The organism is Acetobacter sp. (assembly GCF_047723915.1).
Classification (GTDB): Bacteria; Pseudomonadota; Alphaproteobacteria; order Acetobacterales; family Acetobacteraceae; genus Acetobacter.
Genome location: NZ_JBDOBQ010000003.1, coordinates 83154 through 101076, shown reverse-complemented (window position 1 = coordinate 101076; position 17923 = coordinate 83154). Strand labels below are relative to the sequence as shown.

Sequence of the window (17923 nt, the reverse complement as noted above, 5' to 3'; positions counted from 1 at the left end):
AATAACCACAGGCCGAATAACCACGCGGCCAGAACAACAGGCGCAGGGCCGGTCATGTGCCGCGCGGATTGCCAGCGGGCGTATCCGGCCCGCTCCGTGCCCGATGCGGTGGGGCCGTCGGGGTTTTTCCAGGTAAATTTGGCAGCGCGCCGCAAGCTCTGGCGACTGGCCTGTCCATAGTGCGCAAAAGTCCCGTGCCGGAAGCCCTGTGGGCCTACGGGGTTGCCGCAGGCACAGGGCTGTCAGACAGAGGGTCTGGCACTCTTACGGGTTGGCCAGGTCGTGTTCGCCCTGCGCCACGCGGGCCTGGGCCGCGTCACGCCACGGGGCGTCCTTGGGTGCCGCGTCCAGCGCCTTGCGGAACAGCTCCAGCGCCTGCGGGGTTACGTGCTGGTCCACGCGGGTCAGGGCTTCGGCCGTGCGGGCCGCCAGTTCGGGCTCGAAACCCAGCGCCAGGGCATGGCTCCAGGCATCCGCCGCCGCTGCGTAGTGTTCGCGCCCGGCTTCCGCCTGGCCAAGCAGCAGGTATCCCTGCCGCAGATTGGGGTCTGTCGCGGGCAGGCTGGCCAGAGCCTGCTTAAGCTGCGCGACAACCATATCATCCTTCTGGTCCTGCATGTGACGTGCGACCAGGCGTGGCCCCAGCGGCTGCGCGGGCATCATGGGCATGCCGTTGGTCAGGTACAGGCCAACGGCAAGGAAAGGGATCAGCCCCAGCATGACCCAGCCCCAGCGGGCCGTTGTGGCGGCACGTCGGTCTGGCGTGTGTGTATCCGCCGCCAGAATACGCCGCTGGATTTCCAGCTTGGCCACGCCGTGTTCCTCGGGTGCGATCAGGCCTATGGCCAGGTCGCGGTCCACTTCGGCCAGTTGCGCGCCATGCAGCAGCAGTGCAGCACTACGCTCATCCCTGATCACGGACCCGCGGCGCCTCAGCCCCAACGCGGCGGGGGTGAGCGCGATCAGGCTGAGCAGCGCGATGGAAAGCCAGATCATGCGTTCTCTCCCTTTTGTGCCGGGGGCTGTGTCAGCCCCGCCAGCCGGGCTTCTTCCTCCGGTGTCAGAGGCGGGGGTGGGGGCAATGTCGCGCGGCGGCGGTAGAACAGCACGGCTGCGCCACACCCCAGCAGCAGGGCCAGCACCGGCATGCTCCATAACAGCATCGTGCCAAAGGAAAAGGCGGGACGCAGGCGGATGAAGTTGCCGTACCGGCTGACCATCCAGTCCATGATCTGCTGGTTGTCTTCGCCCTTGGCCACATGTTCGCGCACGACCCGGCGCAGGTCGCGGGCAAGCCCGGCACTGCTGTCCTCAATGGATTCGTTCTGGCAGACAAGGCAGCGCAGTTGCGCGCCTATGGCTTCGGCCCGGGCTTCGGCCTTGGGGTCGGGCAGCATTTCCGACGGGTCATCGACCGCAAGGCTCAGGCCCGGAGCCACCACGAGGGAAAAGCCGAGGGCCAGCACGCAGGCAAGGCGGCGCCATGTCATGGTGTTTTCAATGTCCGGATAAGGGGCATAAGCGTGTCGCGGATCGTGTCTTCGCCCAGGGGGGCGGCGCTATGCCAGCGGATCACCCCGCCCGGCCCGATCAGGAATGTTTCCGGCACGCCCGAAATTCCCCATTCGATCCCTACACGGCCATCCTGGTCCAGACCCAGCCTGCTGAACGGGTTGCCGGAATGGCGCAGGAACGCGCCCGCGTCGTCCGGCTTGTCCTTGTAGGCAATGCCCCAGAGCGGAACCTGTTCCTTCAGGGTCAGGAGGGTCGGCATTTCCGCAAGGCAGGGAATGCACCACGATGCAAAGAAATTCAGCACGACCGGCTGTGTCAGGCTGCGCAGGTCCGCTGTGCCAAAGCCCTTGCCGGGTGCGAGATCTGGCGCCGTGAAATCGGGCACCGGGCGGTTGAGAACCGGGGCATGGATGTCATGCGGGTTGAACGAGCCCTGTTCCATGCCCGAAAGCATTTTCCAGAACGCGACCCCTACGGCCCCGGCCCCGGCGAGGGGTAGCGCCATAAGCAGGCGGCGGCGTGTGGTGGTGTCTGGTGTGGTCATGATACACCTGCCGTTGCGGTGGAAGAACGCGCGCGCGCAGGTGCCCCCACCCGCACACGCCTGTCGGACAGGGATAGCGCACCGCCAAAGGCCATGACCAGCGCGCCAAGCCACATCCAGGGGGCCAGCGGGTTGTAATGCAGTCGCAGCACGTAGGTGGGGTTGCTGTCCGGGCCATGCCTGTCGCCCAGCACACCGTACAGATCGGCCATCAGGTTGGTGTGGATGGCCACATCCGTCGTGGTCTGGTTCTGGCTGTTGAAGCTGCGTTTGGACGGATGCAGCACCGTGACCAGATGACCGTTGCGGCGAATTTCCAGTGTCGCGGCCATGGCTGTGTAGTTCGGTCCCGGTTCCTGCGTTACGCCGGTCAGGGTCCAGTCATAGCCAGCCAGATGTTCGGTCGTGCCGATAGGCACTTCGACAATGCGGTGCTGCGCCTGCGACATGGCGGCAAGGCCCAGCACCGTAATGCCAACACCCGCATGCGCGATGGCGGTGCCGATAATGGCGCGGGGCAGCATGCGGGCACGCTGCACGCTGGTGACGAAAGACGTGCGGAACAGTTTCGTGCGCGTGGCGATATCCGTCACGCTGGACGCAATGATCCAGACGGCGGCGGCGGCACACAGAACGGGCAGCACACCCGACAGCCGAACCGAGGCAACCAGCACGGCAATGGCGCAGGCACAGGCGGCCAGCCAGAGTTTGCTCAGCACGGGCCAGAGCTGCGCGCGTTTCCACGGCAGCATGGGGCCAAACCCCATGAAAATGAAAAGCGGCAGGGCCAGCGGGATGGTCGTCGCATCGAAAAACGGCTTGCCGACCGAAATCGTGCGGTCGAACAGCAGGGACATGAACGGCGGATACATGGTGCCAGTCAGCACCACCGCGCAGATCGAACACAGCAGGATGTTGTTCAGCACCAGCGCTCCCTCGCGCGAGAGGGGGGCGAACAGCCCGCCTGCCGTCAGCGACGGCGCGCGATAGGCGAACAGGGCCAGGGAGCCCCCGATCACCACACCGAGCAGGCCGAGAATGAACACCCCGCGCGCCGGATCGTTGGCGAAGGCATGCACCGAGTTGAGAATGCCCGAACGCACGAGAAACGTGCCCGAAAGCGAGAATGAAAATGTACCGATCGCCAGCAGCACGGTCCAGATTTTCAGGGCTTCGCGTTTTTCAACCACAATGGCGGAATGGATCAGGGCTGTGCCTGTCAGCCATGGAATGAGGGATGCGTTTTCCACCGGGTCCCAGAACCAGTAGCCACCCCAGCCCAATACGTAATACGACCACCAGGACCCCATGGCGATGCCGCAGGTCAGGAAGCACCATGCCGCCACGGCCCAGGGGCGCACCCAGCGGCCCCAGGCGGCATCCACCCGGCCTTCGATCAGGGCGGCAATGGCAAATGCGAACGGGACCGCGAACCCGACATAACCCGTGTAGAGAATGGGCGGATGAAAGGCCAGTCCGGGGTCCTGGAGCAGGGGGTTCATGCCGCGCCCGTCCATGGGGGCGGGCCAGACACGGGCGAACGGGTCTGATGTCGTCAGGCAGAACAGTTCGAACCCGGTGGCGACAAGTCCCAGCACAGCAATAACCCGCGCGCGCAGTGCTGTGGGCAGGGTGCGGCCAAAGGCGGCCACGGCCGCTCCGCACAGGCTGAGAATAAGCGCCCAGAGCAGGATGGAGCCTTCATGGTTCCCCCATACCCCCGTGATCTTGTACAGCAGCGGTTTGGAGACAGCACTGTTGGCCGCCACGTTCTGGACTGAGAAGTCATCCGTCACGGCAGCGTTGATCAGGCAGGCAAAGGCGCACACAAGGGCGATCAACTGCCCCACGGCAAGGCCGGGGGCCAGCGCCATCAGCCGCGCATTGTGCCGGTATGCGCCAACAAGGGGCAGAATACCTTGCACGGCTGCCAGCACGCAGGCCAGGGCAAGGGCGTAGTGTCCGAGTTCGGGGCTCAGCATATCAGGGGTCAGGCTCCCGCGTTGTCTAGTTGGTGGCGGGGGCCGCGGAAATATCCTTGCGGGCGTCCTGCACGGTCATCTGGTTCCAGCTTGTCGCACTGGGGGGCGGGCCAAAGCGCGGGTCCCATTTTCCGGCTTTTTTCAGGGCTTCGGCCACTTCCTTGGGCATATAGGTCTCGTCGTGCTTTGCCAGCACTTCCGATGCGGCAAAGTCATGCGGTGGTGTTGCGGTGCCAATGGCGACAACGCTCTGCCCCTCGCGGAACAGGTCGGGCAGAATACCTTCGTAATGCACAGTCACGGAGGCCTGGCCATCCGTGACGTCAAAGGTGGAGACAGGTGTTTCGCCTCGTTTTTCGCGCTTGACGGACCCTGCCACTACCATGCCGCCCAGCTTGACTGTCCGGTCCTTGGGCGGGGGGGAGGCTACGACCTGCGACGGCGTGACAAAAAACACGATGTCCGATGAAAAGGCGCGCAGGATCAGGCCTGCCGCCGTGCCAAGGCAGGCCACGCAGGCAATGACAAGCCACAGCCGCCGGGTCTTGCGCGTCATGGCGCGGCACCCGCAGTTGCGGCGGCATCGGCTTTTCTGCCGTCCGTGCGTTCCAGGGCGGCAAGGCGTGCCTTGTCGCGGCGCAGGCGCAGGGCCGCGCCGATCGCAAGCGTGAGGGCCATGATGGCGGCCAGCCCGTAGCTTGCAAGAATATAGGGCAGGTGCGTCATGCAGCACCTCCTTTGCGGCGGGGGGAGGACAGCAGCGCGCGAATACGGCTTTCCATGACGGCGGCACGCGTGCGGGCCACGACAATGGCCGCGAACCCCAGCGAGATACCCAGCGTGGACAATGCCAGCGGCCACAGCATGGAACTGGACATGGTGGGCGCACCTGTCAGGGTAATACTGTCGGGCTGGTGCAGGGTGTTCCACCATTGCACACTGAACTTGATGATGGGCAGATCGACAGCGCCCGCCAGTGCCAGAATGGCCGCCGCGCGGTAGCCGCGCTGTGGATCATCGAAAGCGCGGATTAGGGCGATATGCCCCAGATACAGGAAAAACAGCACCAGAACGGAGGTCAGCCTTGCATCCCACACCCACCATGTACCCCACATCGGCTTGCCCCACAGCGAACCCGTGGCAAGGCAGAGTGCTGTAATGCACGCCCCCACAGGCCCGATCTCGACCGCGGCAAGATCCGCCAGCGGGTGGCGCCACACCAGGGACAGTACGGCGCAGACCGCAAGCCCCGCATACCCGCCCGATGCCAGCATTGCGGCAGGCACATGGATATACATGATCCGCACGGAATCTCCCTGCTGCCAGTCGGCGGGGGAGAAGAACAGCCCCCAGCCCAGGCCTGCCAGGGTCAGCACGATGGCGGGCCAGGTCAGCCAGGGTTGCAGGCGGGCACCCAGCTTGAGAAAGCGACCGGGATTGGCGTAGCGGTGCAGAAAACCGCCGGCCCGCGCGGTAAAGGTTGGTGTGGCGTTCAAATGCTGACCCGTTCCGTTTCCAGTTTGACCCGTTCGGCTGTTCTCCATTCCACATTCACGCGCCGGTGGGAAGGGGACTGTGCTTGTCTTCTTTGATATAACGCGCAACGTGTCTTGACATAACGCGGGTCTTCATGGGCGTTCTGCCTGCGCGAGACAACCATCAGAGCGGAAGTATCAAACGCCATGCTGTTTGCCATTATCTGTACCGACCGACCGGGTGCGCAGGACCTGCGCATGGCCACCCGCGCCCAGCACCTTGCCTATATGGAAAGCCAGAAAGCCTCCATCCAGTTCGCCGGGCCCCAGCTTGATACACAGGGCAAGCCATGCGGCAGCCTGATCCTGCTGGACGTGGCGGATATGGAAAGCGCGGAAGGATTTGCCGCAGCCGATCCCTACGCCGGTGTCAACCTGTTCGAAAGCGTGATCATACGGCCATTGCGCACGGTTTTCCGTGACGGGCAACTGGTGGAATAGCCATGGCATACTGGCTGATCAAAAGCGAACCGGACGCCTTTAGCTGGGACGAACAGGTTGCCAATAACGTGGAACCCTGGACCGGCGTGCGCAACCATCAGGCGAAAAAAAACCTGATGGCCATGGCCGTGGGGGACCGTGCGTTTTTCTATCATTCCAACGTGCAGCGCGCGATCGTGGGTGTGGTGGAGGTGGTGCGTGAAGCCTATCCCGACCCCAGTGCCGCCGACGGCGACGGGCCGAAGGGGGCGTGGGTCTGTGTCGATGTCAGGACTGTCGGCCCCATGCCGCGCCCGGTAACGCTGGCTGAAATCAAGGATACACCAGCCCTGGCCGACATGGCGCTGGTGCGTCAGTCACGCCTGTCGGTCTGCCCGGTGACAGACCCGGAATGGGCGCTTTTGTGCCAGATGGGCGGATGGTCCGACCCTGCGTAACCCCATGGGGCCGGCTCTGGCAGGGTTTTTAAACACGGTATTGTGATAACCCCTATGACCCTGCCAGAGGGGCAGGGTCATAGGGGTGGCTTGCCGCAGGACGATCAGCCCTGCGTTGCCTGGGTCCAGAGCTGGGCGGAACGGTTGCCTGAACGACAATAGGCAAAAATCGGGCCGGGCAGGGTGTTGATGGCTTCCTGCGTTTCGATAATGGCGTCGGATGACGGGCCATGTCCCGCCGCAACCGGTATGGCGATAAAGGAAAGCCCCGCCGCCTGAGCGGCCGCGCCGATGCTCTGGGTCGTGGGCTGGCCCGGTTCTTCACCATCGGGGCGGTTGCAGATCACGGTCTTGAAACCCGCATCGCGGATGGCGGGGATATCGTCGGCCGTAATCTGGGCGGAAACGGCAAAATCGGGGCTGAGGCTATGGAAAGTCATGGTTTGGGCGGTCCTGTGGCTGGGGCCTGCGCCAGGCAGGCCGGATGGAGCGGGAGAGAGCCTGCTTTTGCCGCCGCTACAACTTGCGCGGCGCCAGGCAGGCCCCGGTAACGTCACCGGTGGATGAAATACATGTCCGAATACAGGTTCTGCAATGCGGCATGATCGGCCAGGCAATGGCGGATCAGCAGGGCGCGCAGGCTGACGGCGGCCTGCTGCACCACGGGGTCCGTGCTGTCGGGGTGCAGGGCAGGGAAGTGCGTCATGCAGGCCTGAAGGGTGGGGTTGTTCATATCCACCCCGGCGCGGATTTTCTCTTTCAGGGCGTCGTAGTAGCGCGACACGGCGCCGTCTGAATCCCAGCGCGCGAGAGAACTGTCCACCGTGCCGTTATGAATGAAATAGGCCACGGTCAGGAACCCGGTTTCGGGCGGGTTTGTGCCACTTTGTACCGTCATGCGGCAGGCGCGCTGCGAATACGGCGGAAAGCTGACATCGGGCAGGGCCGAAACGCCGGAAACCGTGACAGGCGGCGCGGCTGCGCGAGCCGGTGGGGAGGCATCCTGCCCGTCGGCATTGCCGGGCTGATGCGCCCTGAACCAGGATTGCGCCACAAGATTGGCATACCGGCCCGACGGGCCAAAGCTTTCCGCGCTGCACAGGGTCGGGTCGGTCCGGGCATCGGCCAGCGCGGCCTGGTATGTTTCCTGCGCGGGGGTCGCGCACGCCGTCAGCGCCAGGGCTGCCATGAGCGAAAGACTGCCCAGCGTGCCGCGCAGCGCTGTGGCCACCCGCGAGCCGGAAAAAGAATGGTGAGAAAGACCAGTCATGGAGGCAACTCCTTGAAAGCAGGGGCACGCACGCCAGATTCCTGACCATGGTGCATCAGTCTAAGTGGTGTAAGGGCTTCCCGCGGGGGAGACAATGTTGTTCCCGCGTGCTGGAGGCCGCATGGATGGGGGGAGGGGGCGTGGCGCTGTCTTTCGGGGGCGGCGCCTGTTATGCTCCTTGGTAATTCCGATCGGGGTGGCGGCGTTGCCGTATGCCCGGGTGACAGCAGTGCAGGGAAAGCAGACATGAGCACAAACCAAGCAGGCGCGCTGACGCCACTGGTACTGAGCGGGCAGGCTCTGGGAGAACTGGAACACGCCCTGGCCGAGGTGGAATCGGGGCGTGGTGTGCTTATTCGCCTGGCTGACCTGATGGGCGGTGCTGTCGGGCACGCGGCACGGCTTGGCCTGCGTGGCCTGGGGATGGCCCCCAATTTCGAGGACAAATTACGCGGCCTGGCGGAAGTGGCTGTGGCCCGTGCGTTCGATGTGGCCGTGCTGGGCATGGGGGGCGTGGCCGATACGGTCATGGAAGAACCCCGCTGGCGTGGCCCTGCCCTGCAGGCGGCGGTTGCGGTTTCGGGCGCTGTCGGCGGGTTTACGGGGCTTGCCGGCCTGGCGCCCGACATCGGCTTTACCACGCTGACCATCATGCGCGAGATCGCCCGTATCGCGCGTGAAGAAGGCGAGGACATGGACGACCCGGATGCCCGGCGCGCCTGTCTGGAAGTGTTCGCGCTCAAGGCGTTCCCCAATCGCCGGAACGGGGAGGAAAGCGAGCTGGGTTATTTCTCGGCCCGGACGGTGCTGCGGGGCCGCCCCATAGTCATGCTGATTGCCGAGGTTGCGTCGCATTACGGGCTTGCTCTGGGCCAGAAAATCTCGCTCCAGCTTATGCCGGTTGCCGGGGCGCTGTGCGGTGCGTCGCTGAATACGGCGTTCTTCAACCATTATCGTGCCTTGGCGCGCGCGCATTTCACCATTCGCAGGCTGGAGCGTGAGCACGGCCCCGTCGTGCGCGATACCGCCATGGCCATGCGTGACAACCTTGCCACGCGCGATCGGGACCCGCTGCTGTAAACAGGGCTACGCCTGGGGGGGGGGGAGGCCAGTCCCCCCTGACCCGTCAGCCGGACCGGGCCTTCGCGCGTGCGTCGGTCCTGTAGATGATGGCCGTGGCGATTACGGCGAACCCCAGGAACGCCAGCCCGGTGATGCGGGCGGTGCCACGATAATGCGGTGCTACACACTCCAGAAGCAGGCAGCCGAACACGCCCAGAACGCAGAATAAACGAAATGTCATGTCGCGGTGTCCTTACGCGGTCACGGGGGATGGCATAGGCCTGCCTGCGGCAAGGGCCGCCGCGTTATCGAGTGCGAGCATGCACATGGCTGTGCGTGTTTCTACTGTCGCGCTGCCCATATGCGGGGTGGTGAACAGGTTGGGCAGGGCGATCAGGCGTGGGTCGGGGTTGGGTTCACGGCGGTAGACATCCAGCCCCGCACTGCTGAGCTGGCCCGATTGCAGGGCATCTATCAGCGCGTCTTCATCCACCAGCGAACCGCGTGCGGCATTCACCAGCACGCTGCCACGCGGCAGCAGCGCCAGCGTGGCAGCGTTGATGATGGGGGGAGCAGCGGCATTGCCCGGCATGTGCAGGGACACGACATCGCAATGGGGCAGCATGTCCTCCAGTGCCGCGTAATAGGTCGCTCCGGCTTCCTCCGCCGGGTCAAGGCGGCGCCGGTTATGGTAGAGGATTTCCATATCGAAACCCCGTGCGCGTCTGGCCACCGCCTGCCCGATGCGCCCCATGCCCACAATGCCCAGCCGTTTGCCGGTGACGCGGTGGCCCAGCATGTCGGCCATGCCCAGTGGTTTGGTCCAGCCGGTTGTCTTGACCAGCGTATAGTATTCCGCCGCCCTGCGGCTGGCGGCCAGAATCAGCATCATGGTCAGGTCGGCGTTGCAGTCGGTCAGCACATCGGGCGTGTTGGACACGGCAATGCCGCGTTCAAGCAGCGCAGGCACGTCCAGGTGATCCAGCCCGACGCTGACCGTGGCCACCAGTTTCACGCTGTCGGGCAGTTTGGCGATATCGGGTTTGCGCAGGGGGGCCGTATGCGTCACCACCATGGCGAAGGGTCTGAATTCGTTGGCCAGCGCGATGGCGGTGGCCGTGTCCATGGCGGTGTCGGGGGGCGGGGGAGCCGTGAATTCCGAGCGGATGCGCGCTTCCGCCGCATCAAGCAGGCGAACCGAGCGAATCAGGCGTGGGGGCGTGGCTGTCACGGCGGTCTCCATAATTTTTATTGGTCAGGTAGTTGGGCCGTTGCGTTCGGGCCTGTCAATCTGGCAAGCGAGGGGGGACGCCGTTGTGTTGTTGCCCCGTCGGCTGTGGCGCGTGCGGGCTTGCAACACCTGGCGGCGGGATTTGCCCAAGGGGCCGCGCAGGAGGCGCAGGCCTGTCGCGTGGGGGAGCCGGAGAGGAAAAGTCGCATGACACAGGGGCTGACGCCCGAATTCATGCTTGCCGCCTATGCCGCCGGGCTGTTTCCCATGGCGTCGGAGGAGGTTGGGCAGGACCTTGACTGGTACGACCCCGACCCGCGCGGTGTGCTGCCGCTGGATGGTTTTCACCTGCCAAAACGCTTGCGGCGCACGGTTTTGTCAGATCGTTTCGATGTCAGTGTGGACCGGGACTTCGCTGCGGTCATGCGCGGGTGTGCAAGTCCGGCGCCGGGGCGGGAGACAACCTGGATCAATTCCCGGATCTATCGCATTTTCTGCGATCTGCACGCCATGGGGTTCGGCCATAGTGTGGAATGTCGGCTGGATGGTGCCCTAGTGGGCGGGTTGTATGGTGTGGCGCTGGGTGGCGTGTTTTTTGGAGAAAGCATGTTCAGCCGCGCAACCGATGCGTCCAAGGTGGCGCTGGTCCACCTGATGGCGCGGTTGCGGCTGGGGGGCTTCATCCTGCTTGACACACAGTTCGGGACCGATCATCTGGCGAGGTTCGGCGGGGTGGAAATTCCCGCATCCCGGTATAAGGCCATGCTGGAACAGGCCGTTGCCATGCCGCCCCGCTGGCAGGCGGATATTCCGCCCGATATGCTGCGGATGGAAATCCGCAATTTATGATGGTCTGCCCCACTCCTGCCCGGTTGCGGGTGAAAACACCCATGCGGTATGTGCAACCTTGTGCACGATAACCCTGCGTGAAGATTGGAGACAGCCACGGTGATCAATATTTCCCACGTCTTGAGCAAGGGCGCGGGGCCTGCGCGCGTAATGGGTTTTCTGGCGTTATGTGCGGTGGGGAGCGCCGGCGCGGGCCACGCTCATGCCCAGCAGGCGGGGGACCACCCTCCGCTTACGCCCGCGCGTGACGCCGTGATTGTGTATAATTTCCAGCCACGCCCGACCGAACAGGACCTCAAGGAAGGTCCGGCCCCCACCACGCCGCTGCCCACGCGCCAGGTACAGGTTCTCTATTCGGGCGATGGCGGGCTGCTGCGGATCAACTACCTGACAGGAGCCAGCGATGGGGAAAGCCGGGGTGCGGTCATCATCAATCGGGCAGCCCAGGAAGTGCTGGTCGTTCTGAACACACGTCATGTCTATACCCGCCTCATGCAGCAGGAGAGCGTGCGTAACCCCTTCCTGCTCGATCTGTCCATGCAGTTCACCCGCAAGGGAACGGATACGGTGGCCGGGCAGCCCTGCACGGTCTGGCAGGCTTATTCCGCCCAGGGGTCGACCTTTGCCTGCGTAACCGATGACGGCTTTATCCTGCGGCAGGACGGGGTGGATGTGGACGGGCTGAACGGCCAGTTGGTGGCCACCAGGGTCACATACGAAACAGTGCCCAGCAGTGCTTTCCAGCCCCCGACCGGGTATCAGGAAGTCAGGCCGCATGTCCCTGTTCCCTCAGATGGCGGTCAAGGCGATGCGCAGCCGGGCACAGACCCTGCGGCACCCCAAGCCACAGGCATGCAGCCCACAGGTACCCAGCCTGATGGCAGTCGGCAGGGGGCGCAGTAATGCGGGGTCGTGGCGGCTGCCTGCCCCGTGCGGGCAGGATCATGGGCTTTGTGTTCGTGCTTGCCTGCACAGGCGCAGGAGGTGGGCGTGGCGTTGCCGCTGACAATGCCGATGCGCCTTTTGTGACACCGTCGGTTGATGTGGACGTCATGTACGAGGTGGCGTCCGCCCAGGGTGAGGCATCGGCCCGCCAGCGTATGCGCTGGCAGGTGTCCACCCTGCGCCAGCGCCTGGACCCGCAGGGCGCAGGCGTGTTCATGATCACGTCATGGCAAGACCGTACGCTGAACGTGGTGGACCAGACCCGGGGGCGGCAGAGCAGCATGCCCGTTCCAGGCCAGCAGGCGCTGACACTGCCTGGCCAGCACCCCGCTACAGGCACCTATGCACGATTGGGGAGTTCCACTGTCGCGGGGGAAGGTTGCACACTCTGGCGTACAACGGATACGGACGGCCAGCAGACCGATGCGTGTTACACGGCTGACGGCCTGCTGCTTCAGGTTGTTCAGGGCGGGCAGGTGCGGGTGCATGCGCTCAGTGTGAACCGCGCAGCCCAGCCGGACAGCGTTTTTGCCATTCCGGCCGGCCTGAAGCCCGAGGACCCCGCGCACCCCTGATTTCAGCCTGGGTGCGCGCGACAAGACTGACAGGAAAGGTGCCACGCCATGAAACCACAGGCAGGCGGAGTATCCCTGCGTGTTCTGGCCATTCTGACGGTGGTGTGTGCCATGAGCAATTTTGGGCCCTGCCTGTCCTGGTCTGGTTCGGAGCGGCTGGGTTTGCATGGCGTCGCGCATGCGGCGGGAAGCGGTGCGGCAAATGTGTGTCTTGCTCCACAGGCCGCCCAGCCCGCTCAGGCTCTTGTGGTTGTGCCGTCGGGCACGGTTTTCACAGCCAGACAATGGCAGCGCAGGGTGGTGCCCCGGCGTGGTGCACCCCATCGCACACATGTCGTGGTGGACAGTCGTACCGAAGGATTTGTCACGACAGAAACCGTGACGCTGACCCACATGCAACCCTGCGCGCAGGCTGACGCGTCAAGCGTTGTGTCGCATACGCGGCACTGGCTGGTGGCGCCTGTGAACGCGGCGGCCGATCTGTCCTTTCATGCTGTGGGAGAAATCAGCGGTAACGGGCTGGATACCACGATGGCGGATGAGGACACGTCCTTCCGCAGTCTTGCAAGTTCCGGCCAGCTTCTGGCCTCTGTCAGTCAGTCCCTGAATGAGACAGTCTACCTTCAGGAAGGCCCGGCGGATATTCTGTCCGAGGACACTGACGATGCAGCACATCCCCCGTCCGGGAATGCATCAGCACAGGGGCGGGAAACCGGACAATGGCTCGACAGACTGCCTGATCCCCATGACACGGATGAAGCCGCGGACGATCTGCCCGGTTACAGCGGCAATACGGTTCCAGGAACAGGCAGACCATAGAACATGTCGTCAGGTCAGCGAGATGATGGCTGAGTGGCCTAATTTCAGTTCGTTGTAGATTGCCGCCATGTTCCGAACGGCTTTCAAGCCGATAAATAGGCGTTCGAAGGTGTTAAAGCAGGAGAGCACCAGTAGGCGTTTGACCCGGATACCTCGGAAGGCGGAGGTTTGTTTATAATTGAAACAGTCTGCCGTGACGGTATTCCATGTATATTTATGTAATGACGCTAATTCTTGCCGAACACGCTCCATGAGGAGTTCCATTTGATTTCTTTTTTTAGCGGGCTATATCGGAATTTTCCGGCCTGACTTGGCATGGTGATGCACGCGTCCTCAAAATTTTCATCTTTTACAAAACCATTGGCCCGCACCCGTCTCCCGCGCAGAGGTAGTTCGCCCACATGACATCCTTGGGACGCCAGGCACCAGGCCAAAAAAGATTCTGAATGCAAATCGTTGTGTTTGCAAAATTTCTTGATCTGATTAAATCGTAATGCGTAATACTGTGCTGCCTTTGGTTTCATCAATGCACATCTGTCGTTCAATCCACCCCAACTATGCCAGGACGGGATCAATACAGATTTATCATGACGCATTTTTTCTAAGAGGTCAGGTATTATAACTTTATCTATATATAAAATATCTGGCCTTATAAAAAAATAAGCGTCGTAATCATTGTTATGGAGAGCGCTAAAGGCGTTCCATCCATTTTTTAAAACGTACAACTGATTTAACAAATTCCTTATGGAGTTCCAATCATCGCAAAAAGGATCCTGCCGTTTTTTAGCTACATCTAATGCTGAGCAGATGTTGTTTTTATGTTGATCAAAAAGAAAATAGTAGTCTGAATACAAATTTAAGGTATCGCTTCTCTCAATATTGAGATCATGCTCACCAGATCGGGGGTTGTGTATCCGATCAATGATATTGAGAAAGGATATATATGTGAATTCTACGCCGACCGCTTCATTTGGTTTTATAATATTCTGGTAAATTCCATCTCTTGTTTTCGATGGGTTTCTGGAAATGCCAAAATAGATCAGCGCAATTTTGATCATAAAAAAACCTGTTAAGTCGTTTTCTGCTTTTTATGAGCGATAAAGCGCTTTTACAACCTGACGTAAGCTGTCATCCCATCTTGGCATGGTGATGCCAAACACATCGTGCAGTTTAGCATTATTCATGCTGGAGACCGCCGGACGCTTGGCCGGTGTCGGCCAGTCTTCTGTCCGGATTGCCGTCACGCTTGGCATTGCCTGCCCGTAGTTTGCTGCTTCCTTAAGGGCTGCAACAGCCAGACCGTGCCATGTGGTTTCTCCCGTACCGCAGGCATGGTAAAGACCGGCAAAGTCGTCTTGCCAGCCATTTTTTTCTATGGTTGCGAGCATCGAAAGAATGGCCCGCGCCAGATCGTCGGAACTGGTTGGATTGCCGATCTGGTCCCCAACGACTTTCAGGACAGGATTTTTAGCGCCTGCGTTCAGTATCGTCCGCACAAAATTTTTTCCGTGAGCCGAATAGACCCACGATGTGCGTAAAACCAAGGTCTTGGGGTTAGCTGTCAGCGCCAGTTTTTCTCCTTCGGCTTTAGTCTCGCCGTACACTGTCTGGGGAGAAATGCGATCTGTTTCCACATAAGGCGTCCCCTTGTCCCCGGCAAAAACATAATCTGTCGAAATATGGATAAGGGGGATGCCGCGCATCGCACATAGCCGGGCTAGTTCGGCCGGACCATAAGTATTGGCCAGAGCAGCAGCCTCGGGTTCGCTTTCAGCCAGATCAACAGCGGTCCAGGCTGCCGCATTGACAACGGCCACAGGTTGCACGGCTTCCAGCGTTGCAGCTAGCGTTTCAGGTCTGTCGAAGTCAAAATCCGGACGTCCCACGCGGTGAATGCGCGCACCGCCAAGCGTGACCAGTGACGTTGCCAACTGGCCCTGACCTCCCGTTACCAGAATGGGACCGCCCTGAGACAGTGGAGTATTCATTGGTCACCCTTTTGAATTATAGATGGAACCAGCCATGGGCTGCGGAAAATTCGGGTGCTGCCAAGTCTTTCTCTGACAGCACAGTATTCTCGGGGTCGAGCGGCCAGTCAATTGCAAGGTCTTTGCTGTTCCAGATCACCGCACGTTCTGACGCTTTGTCATAAAGGGCCGTGCATTTGTATTGTACTTCGGCGTTGTCCGTCAGGGTGCAGAAGCCATGCAAAAAACCGGGCGGAATCCAGAGTTGTGACCAGTTGTCCTCGGATAATGTCGCGGCGACCCATTTGCCATATGTGGGGGAATTGGTACGAATATCCACAGCAACGTCCCAGATCGCGCCTTTGGTGCAGCGAACCAGTTTGCCCTGAGCATAGGGTGCAAGTTGGCAATGCAGGCCCCGTACAACGCCTTTCTGCCGGGAAAAGCTTTGATTGTCCTGCACGAAAGGCTGAGAAATGCCAGCCTCGCGCATGCGGTCGATATTATAGGTTTCCGAGAAAAAACCGCGATTATCCCCAAAACGGGGCGGGGTCAGGACAATGACGTCCGGAATGGCCAAGCGTTCTGTTTTCATGCCCTGAAGTCTAGCATGCAGGGATATTTTTGGGAAAAAATCTCTGAGATCAAGGCTGTCCAGCCTCTGCGTTGGCGACCTGCATCAACATGCGTCCCAGTTCAGTCTTGATCATGCACTGGGCGTGATCGCGCAACTGGTCCGCAGTAATGAAGCCCATGCGGTAGGCGACCTCGGCCGGAGCCCCTACGAGCATACCCTGTCTGGCCTGAATCGTGTTCACAAACTGACTGGCTTCCATCAGGCTGTCGGGGATGCCGGCATCCAGCCATGCACATCCGCGCCCCAGCCGGTCAACCTGCAAGGATCCTTCTTCCAGATAGGCGTGATTGAGATCGGTTATTTCCAGTTCTCCCCGTGCTGACGGCTTTAGCTTTTTGGCAAAATCCAGCACGCGGTTGTCGTAGAAATACAGCCCAGTGACAGCCCAGTTGGAGGAGGGGGAGCGCGGTTTTTCCTCAATACTCAGTGCGCGCCCTGTGCCATCGAACGTTACCACGCCATAACGCTCGGGATCGCGCACCTGGTAGGCGAAAACTGTCGCGCCACTTGGCCGCTGGGCAGCGGTTTGCAGGGCAGCACTCAAATGATCGGCAAAAATCAGATTGTCACCAAGCACGAGTGCGCTTGGTGCGTTGCCCAGCCAGTCCTCCGCGATCAGGAAAGCCTGCGGAATGCCATCCGGCGAGGGCTGAACACGATACTCGAATGTAACACCGAACTGGGCTCCGTCACCCAGCAGCCGCTGGAATTGCGGCAGATCCGCCGGTGTGCTGATAATCATGATCTCGCGGATACCAGCCAGCATGAGCGTGGACAGCGGATAATAGATCATCGGCTTGTCGTAAACCGGCAGCAATTGCTTGCTGGTTGCGATTGTCATCGGATAGAGGCGCGTGCCCGAACCGCCAGCCAGCAGAATACCCTTCATGGGTGCGGAAATCGCGGATGTCTGTGTCATTCTACGGCAGTTCCCATGCGGTTGCCAGTGTAGCGCCTGGCGCGAATAACTTCCCACCAGGACCGGTTGTCCAGATACCACTGAACGGTGCGGCGAATACCGGTCTCGAAATCGTGCCGGGCTTTCCAGTCCAGTGCCCGCTCTGCGTGGGAGGGGTCGATTTCGTATCGGAAATCATGGCCGGGACGATCCGCGACAAAGCGGATCAGCCGGTCACGGGGGCCGCGTGGGTCAGGAGCAAGGTCATCGAGCACCCGGCAGATCGTATGAACCACATCCAGATTACTGCGCGGCTGGCGGGCACCTATAGCGTAGGTTTCCCCCGGGACACCTTTTTCAACGGCCTTGACCAGGGCCTCGGCATGGTCTTCCACGAACAGCCAGTCCCGGACATTGGCGCCGTCGCCATAAACAGGCAGGTCCGTGCCCTCGATGGCGTTGATGGTGATCAGCGGGATAAGTTTTTCCGGGAAATGCCAGATACCATAGTTGTTGGTCGTGTTGGTGACGAAGGTCGGCAGCCCGTATGTATGGTGCCATGCCCGCACCAGATGATCGGACGACGCCTTGCTGGCGGAATAGGGACTGCGCGGATCGTAGGGGGTGGTCTCGGTAAAGGGCGGGTCATGGGGGGCCAGCGCGCCGAAAACCTCGTCGGTCGAAATATGATGGAAGCGGAAGGCCGCCCGGTCGATTGTGTCGAGGGAGAACCAGTATCTGCGGGCCGCGTCCAGAAGGGTGTAGGTGCCGACGACATTTGTCTGGATAAAGACGCCGGGACCGTCGATCGAGCGGTCCACATGGCTTTCCGCTGCAAGATGCATGACCGCGTGCGGACGAAATGTCTCGAACAGGCGGCTCATCTCATCCGCGTTGACGATATTGGCGCGGGTGAGGCGATACCGGCCGCTGCACGGTGCGTCCTCGACGGTTTCTTCCGACGCTGCGTAGGTCATGCAGTCCACATTCAGGATCTCATGACCGGTCGTCCGGATGAGGTGCCTGATGACTGCGGACCCGATAAAGCCGCATCCGCCTGTCAATAAAATACGCAATCAGCACCTCTTACGATTGTCTTTGATTTTTTATGTCTCATAAGTGACCTCAAAGCATTAAATCGTTGGAAAATCACCCGGTTGGAATCAGCGTCAGCATCTCTCAAACTTTACCCGACAATGAAATTCCTACATATAGC

The 17923-nt window shown here is 61.3% G+C and carries 25 protein-coding genes; 7 read left to right on the top strand and 18 right to left on the bottom strand.

From position 1 onward, the window contains the following. Window positions 1-264 precede the first annotated feature (264 nt). From ccmI to ABF990_RS03460, 8 genes are read right to left on the bottom strand one after another with little or no spacing between them, the layout of a single operon-like run. Window positions 265-996, bottom strand: coding sequence for a c-type cytochrome biogenesis protein CcmI (gene ccmI, locus ABF990_RS03495; protein WP_415499935.1), 732 nt, complete (start codon window positions 994-996; stop codon window positions 265-267). After that, complete coding sequence (locus ABF990_RS03490) at window positions 993-1490, bottom strand: cytochrome c-type biogenesis protein CcmH (RefSeq protein ID WP_415491178.1); 498 nt, start codon at window positions 1488-1490, stop codon at window positions 993-995. The genes ccmI and ABF990_RS03490 overlap by 4 nt, the downstream gene beginning before the upstream one ends. Beyond that, a complete protein-coding gene (locus ABF990_RS03485) occupies window positions 1487-2059 on the bottom strand; it encodes a redoxin domain-containing protein (protein WP_415491179.1) in 573 nt (190 codons plus the stop codon). Before ABF990_RS03485 ends, ABF990_RS03490 begins: the two co-directional genes overlap by 4 nt. Next, window positions 2056-4041 carry a heme lyase CcmF/NrfE family subunit gene (locus tag ABF990_RS03480; protein WP_415491180.1) on the bottom strand — a complete coding sequence of 662 codons (1986 nt, stop codon included), beginning with the start codon at window positions 4039-4041 and terminating at the stop codon, window positions 2056-2058. Before ABF990_RS03480 ends, ABF990_RS03485 begins: the two co-directional genes overlap by 4 nt. 25 nt (window positions 4042-4066) lie before the next feature. Beyond that, entirely contained in the window at window positions 4067-4597 is a 531-nt protein-coding gene (gene ccmE / locus ABF990_RS03475; RefSeq protein WP_415491181.1) for a cytochrome c maturation protein CcmE, read from the bottom strand. Further along, the gene (locus ABF990_RS03470) at window positions 4594-4767 is read right to left on the bottom strand and encodes a hypothetical protein (RefSeq protein ID WP_415491182.1); all 174 of its coding nucleotides are present in this window, start codon (window positions 4765-4767) and stop codon (window positions 4594-4596) included. Before ABF990_RS03470 ends, ccmE begins: the two co-directional genes overlap by 4 nt. Beyond that, on the bottom strand, window positions 4764-5537 hold the full coding sequence (locus ABF990_RS03465) for a heme ABC transporter permease (RefSeq protein ID WP_415491183.1): 774 nt from the start codon (window positions 5535-5537) through the stop codon (window positions 4764-4766). The genes ABF990_RS03470 and ABF990_RS03465 overlap by 4 nt, the downstream gene beginning before the upstream one ends. Then, window positions 5534-5725: a hypothetical protein gene (locus ABF990_RS03460; protein WP_415491184.1), complete on the bottom strand. Its 192-nt coding sequence runs from the start codon at window positions 5723-5725 to the stop codon at window positions 5534-5536. Before ABF990_RS03460 ends, ABF990_RS03465 begins: the two co-directional genes overlap by 4 nt. Here ABF990_RS03460 and ABF990_RS03455 point away from each other — a divergent pair. Together ABF990_RS03455 and ABF990_RS03450 are read left to right on the top strand one after the other, a co-directional pair. Continuing rightward, a complete protein-coding gene (locus ABF990_RS03455; RefSeq protein ID WP_415491185.1) occupies window positions 5724-6017 on the top strand; it encodes a YciI family protein in 294 nt (97 codons plus the stop codon). The two genes, ABF990_RS03460 and ABF990_RS03455, sit on opposite strands and share 2 nt — an antisense overlap. 2 nt (window positions 6018-6019) lie before the next feature. After that, window positions 6020-6454, top strand: a complete 435-nt coding sequence (locus ABF990_RS03450; RefSeq protein WP_415491186.1) for an EVE domain-containing protein — start codon at window positions 6020-6022, stop codon at window positions 6452-6454. Window positions 6455-6558: 104 nt separating this feature from the next. On the opposite strand, the gene ABF990_RS03445 is transcribed toward ABF990_RS03450, so the two are convergent. Together ABF990_RS03445 and ABF990_RS03440 are read right to left on the bottom strand one after the other, a co-directional pair. Beyond that, window positions 6559-6894 carry a TIGR01244 family sulfur transferase gene (locus ABF990_RS03445; protein ID WP_415491187.1) on the bottom strand — a complete coding sequence of 112 codons (336 nt, stop codon included), beginning with the start codon at window positions 6892-6894 and terminating at the stop codon, window positions 6559-6561. Between the two features lie 113 nt (window positions 6895-7007). After that, window positions 7008-7724 (bottom strand): hypothetical protein, encoded by a 717-nt coding sequence (locus tag ABF990_RS03440; RefSeq protein ID WP_415491188.1) that lies wholly within the window; start codon window positions 7722-7724, stop codon window positions 7008-7010. Window positions 7725-7970: 246 nt separating this feature from the next. Here ABF990_RS03440 and ABF990_RS03435 point away from each other — a divergent pair, with 246 nt between their 5' ends. Then, window positions 7971-8804, top strand: coding sequence for an EcsC family protein (locus ABF990_RS03435; RefSeq protein ID WP_415492299.1), 834 nt, complete (start codon window positions 7971-7973; stop codon window positions 8802-8804). A 46-nt stretch (window positions 8805-8850) separates the two neighbouring features. Here the strand turns inward: ABF990_RS03435 and ABF990_RS03430 are convergent, their stop codons facing one another. Then, window positions 8851-9027, bottom strand: coding sequence for a hypothetical protein (locus ABF990_RS03430; protein ID WP_415492298.1), 177 nt, complete (start codon window positions 9025-9027; stop codon window positions 8851-8853). 12 nt (window positions 9028-9039) lie between these two features. Further along, window positions 9040-10029 carry a 2-hydroxyacid dehydrogenase gene (locus tag ABF990_RS03425; protein WP_415492297.1) on the bottom strand — a complete coding sequence of 330 codons (990 nt, stop codon included), beginning with the start codon at window positions 10027-10029 and terminating at the stop codon, window positions 9040-9042. Window positions 10030-10224: 195 nt separating this feature from the next. On the opposite strand from ABF990_RS03425, the gene aat reads away from it, so the two are divergent. The 4 genes from aat to ABF990_RS03405 all read left to right on the top strand — a co-directional run bounded on the left by aat (window position 10225) and on the right by ABF990_RS03405 (window position 13205). Further along, entirely contained in the window at window positions 10225-10866 is a 642-nt protein-coding gene (aat, locus tag ABF990_RS03420) for a leucyl/phenylalanyl-tRNA--protein transferase (RefSeq protein WP_415492296.1), read from the top strand. Between the two features lie 120 nt (window positions 10867-10986). Next, entirely contained in the window at window positions 10987-11769 is a 783-nt protein-coding gene (locus ABF990_RS03415; protein ID WP_415506475.1) for a hypothetical protein, read from the top strand. Then, entirely contained in the window at window positions 11769-12386 is a 618-nt protein-coding gene (locus ABF990_RS03410; protein ID WP_415506474.1) for a hypothetical protein, read from the top strand. Before ABF990_RS03415 ends, ABF990_RS03410 begins: the two co-directional genes overlap by 1 nt. 48 nt (window positions 12387-12434) lie before the next feature. Further along, complete coding sequence (locus ABF990_RS03405) at window positions 12435-13205, top strand: hypothetical protein (RefSeq protein WP_415492293.1); 771 nt, start codon at window positions 12435-12437, stop codon at window positions 13203-13205. Window positions 13206-13214: 9 nt separating this feature from the next. Here ABF990_RS03405 and ABF990_RS03400 read toward each other — a convergent pair whose 3' ends face one another. Genes ABF990_RS03400 through rfbB form a run of 6 tightly spaced genes read right to left on the bottom strand, consistent with a single transcriptional unit; the run spans window position 13215 to window position 17783 of the window. Beyond that, window positions 13215-13457 carry a hypothetical protein gene (locus tag ABF990_RS03400; protein WP_415492292.1) on the bottom strand — a complete coding sequence of 81 codons (243 nt, stop codon included), beginning with the start codon at window positions 13455-13457 and terminating at the stop codon, window positions 13215-13217. Then, a complete protein-coding gene (locus tag ABF990_RS03395) occupies window positions 13433-14263 on the bottom strand; it encodes a hypothetical protein (RefSeq protein WP_415492291.1) in 831 nt (276 codons plus the stop codon). The genes ABF990_RS03400 and ABF990_RS03395 overlap by 25 nt, the downstream gene beginning before the upstream one ends. A 30-nt stretch (window positions 14264-14293) precedes the next feature. Continuing rightward, a complete protein-coding gene (gene rfbD, locus ABF990_RS03390) occupies window positions 14294-15193 on the bottom strand; it encodes a dTDP-4-dehydrorhamnose reductase (RefSeq protein ID WP_415492290.1) in 900 nt (299 codons plus the stop codon). Between the two features lie 16 nt (window positions 15194-15209). After that, complete coding sequence (rfbC, locus tag ABF990_RS03385; protein WP_415492289.1) at window positions 15210-15767, bottom strand: dTDP-4-dehydrorhamnose 3,5-epimerase; 558 nt, start codon at window positions 15765-15767, stop codon at window positions 15210-15212. 49 nt (window positions 15768-15816) lie between these two features. Continuing rightward, window positions 15817-16698, bottom strand: coding sequence for a glucose-1-phosphate thymidylyltransferase RfbA (rfbA, locus tag ABF990_RS03380; protein WP_415492300.1), 882 nt, complete (start codon window positions 16696-16698; stop codon window positions 15817-15819). Window positions 16699-16724: 26 nt separating this feature from the next. After that, window positions 16725-17783, bottom strand: coding sequence for a dTDP-glucose 4,6-dehydratase (gene rfbB / locus ABF990_RS03375; RefSeq protein ID WP_415492288.1), 1059 nt, complete (start codon window positions 17781-17783; stop codon window positions 16725-16727). Between the last annotated feature and the right edge of the window lie 140 nt (window positions 17784-17923).